The organism is Inquilinus sp. OTU3971 (assembly GCF_038440215.1).
In genome coordinates this window covers 1-1,989 of the sequence record NZ_JASATH010000396.1, presented here as the reverse complement: position 1 = coordinate 1,989, position 1,989 = coordinate 1, and the positions used below count along the sequence as shown (strand labels likewise).

3 protein-coding genes are annotated in these 1,989 nt (G+C 73.3%); all 3 read left to right on the top strand.

Annotation, left to right across the window (positions count from 1 at the left end; translation table 11 throughout):
* Window positions 1–1,182 (top strand): UDP-N-acetylglucosamine 1-carboxyvinyltransferase (gene murA / locus AAHM41_RS40040; RefSeq protein ID WP_342242227.1); only part of this gene is annotated, 1,182 nt, incomplete at its 5' end.
* A gap of 60 nt (window positions 1,183–1,242) precedes the next feature.
* Entirely contained in the window at window positions 1,243–1,680 is a 438-nt protein-coding gene (locus AAHM41_RS40035) for a PPC domain-containing DNA-binding protein (protein ID WP_342242226.1), read from the top strand.
* Window positions 1,681–1,703: 23 nt separating this feature from the next.
* A complete protein-coding gene (locus AAHM41_RS40030) occupies window positions 1,704–1,904 on the top strand; it encodes a CsbD family protein (RefSeq protein ID WP_342242225.1) in 201 nt (66 codons plus the stop codon).
* Window positions 1,905–1,989 lie beyond the last annotated feature (85 nt).

The following is a 1,989-nucleotide window of genomic DNA, read 5'->3' as shown; positions in this document are numbered from 1 at the left end:
TGCGCCGCGCTGACCGACGAGCGGCTGACGCTGCGCAACCTGCCGCGCATCCTCGACGTCGCCATCCTGGCCGGCATCCTGGCCGAGCTCGGCGTCGAGGTGTCCTGGGACGAGAGCGGCCCGGCCCTGGCCGGCACCATGGGCGGCGCCGGTTTCGGCACCGGCCGGGTCGATTCGGCCCTGGTCGCCCGCATGCGCGCCTCCTTCCTGATCGCCGGCGCGGCGCTGGCCCGGCTGGGCCGGATCGCCCTGCCGCTGCCCGGCGGCGACGCCATCGGCCTGCGGCCGGTCGACTTCCACCTCGCCGGCTTCCGCCAGATGGGTGCTGTCGCCGAGATCGAGGGCGGCGAGGTGGTGCTGAGCGCGCCCGGCGGCCTGCGCGGCGCCGCGATCGTGCTGCCCTTCCCCTCGGTCGGCGCCACCCAGAACCTGATGCTGGCGGCGACGCTGGCGAAGGGCGAGACCAGCATCACCAACGCGGCGCGGGAGCCGGAGGTCACCGACCTCGCCCGCTGCCTGGCGGCGATGGGCGCCCCCATCGAGGGCATCGGCACCGACACGCTGCACGTCACGGGCGTCGACCGGCTGCACGGCGCCACCTATGACGTGCTGCCGGACCGGATCGAGCTCGGCACCCTGATCTGCGCCGCCGCCGCCACGAATGGCGAGCTGCACTTGGCCGGGGCCTCAACCGAGCTGCTGAGCGCGGCGCTGCCGGTGTTCGAGGATGCGGGGATCGAGATCGAATCGGCCGATGGCGTGATCACCGCCCGCCGGGGCACCGGCGGGCTCGTCGGCGTCGACATCATGACCCAGCCCTATCCCGGCTTCGCCACCGACCTGCAGCCCCAGGCCATGGCGCTCCTGTCCTGCGCCGAGGGCGCGGCGATGGTCACCGAGACCCTGTTCGAGAACCGCTTCCGCCATGTGCCGGAGCTGCAGCGCATGGGCGCGAACATCCGGGTGGTGCGCAACCACGCGGTGATCCGCGGCGTCCCGGCGCTGCACGGGGCGGAGGTGACGGCGACCGACATCCGCGCCGGCGCCGGCCTGCTGATCGCGGCCCTCGGCGCCCTAGGCACCAGCACGCTGCACGGGGTCGAGCATGTCGACCGCGGCTACGACACCCTGGTCGAACGGCTGCGCCGCTGCGGCGCCCGGATCCGGCGCGTCGACGTCTAGGACAGCGGAACGCCTGTCCCCGCCGCCCCGTTGCCTTCCCGAGTGCCACGGGAGCGACGGATGATCGTCAAGCAACTGCACGCGGCCGACGGCCAGAGGGTCTTCGCCGTCATCCTCGAGACCGGGGAGGCGGTGATGGAGAGCCTGCAGCGCTTCGCCGAGGCGGAGCGGCTGACCGCGGCCCAGATCACCGGCATCGGCGCCTTCAGCGAGGCCGGGCTGCGCTATTTCGACTGGGAGCGGAAGGAGTACCTGCCGATCCCGGTGAAGGAGCAGGTCGAGGTGGCGTCGCTGCTCGGCGACGTCGCGGTGTCGCCCGAGGGCAAGCCGGCGCTGCATGTGCATCTGGTGCTCGGCCGCCGCGACGGCACCGCCCTGGCCGGCCATCTGGCCGAGGCCCGGGTGCGGCCGACGCTGGAGCTGATCGTCACCGAGGCGCCGGCCTATCTGCGCAAGGCACTGGACCCGGAGAGCGGACTCGCTTTGATCCGGGCCTGACCACGTCACGACAGGAGATCGCGATGAACTGGGATCAGATTTCAGGCCAGTGGAAGCAGGTGAAGGGCAAGGCCAAGGAGCAATGGGGCAAGCTGACCGACGACGACCTCGACGTGCTCGACGGCCGGCGCGACCAGCTGGTCGGCCGGATCCAGGAGCGCTACGGCATCGCCAAGGAAGAGGCCGACCGGCAGGTCGAGGCGTGGTCGCGCAAGCTGCACTGATCCGCGCCGCAGGCGCGAACGACCTGGGGGGGGGGGGGGGGGGGGCGGGGGGGTGTGGGGCCCCCCCCCGCGGGCGGCGCCGGGG